1 pseudogene is annotated in these 321 nt (G+C 64.5%); it reads right to left on the bottom strand.

Annotated features, from left to right (window positions below):
* Positions 1-297 (bottom strand): annotated as a pseudogene (locus tag EN786_RS36800) (MFS transporter); the annotation flags it as partial.
* Between the last annotated feature and the right edge of the window lie 24 nt (positions 298-321).

Here is a 321-nt window from a genome sequence, read left to right as displayed (position 1 = left end):
GAAGAACAGTGAGCCGATCGCCAGCAGGCAGGCGCCAGCCGTATACACCCAGCGCCGGGCAAAGCGCCGGATCAGCATCGGCATGAACAAAGTCACCGACAGGCCGAGCAGCGCTACGATCGTATAGAGGATCGAGACGATCTGCTCGTTGTGCAGGATTTCGTAGGCCTGGATCGGGATGACGCTCGACACCATGGCGCGGGCGAAGGATTCGACCGCGTAGAGCGAGGCGAAGGTGCGCGCATCCGCCGGCCGCAGGGCCGGAAGCCAGATCGGATGGCGCACATGGGGGGACATCGGCCCTCCGGGACGTGAATCGCA

Origin of the sequence: Mesorhizobium sp. M4B.F.Ca.ET.143.01.1.1, assembly GCF_004792275.1 — a bacterium.
GTDB classification, from domain to species: Bacteria; Pseudomonadota; Alphaproteobacteria; order Rhizobiales; family Rhizobiaceae; genus Mesorhizobium; species Mesorhizobium abyssinicae.
Note: the sequence above shows the minus strand (reverse complement) of the source record. Positions and strands in the feature narration are given on the sequence as shown.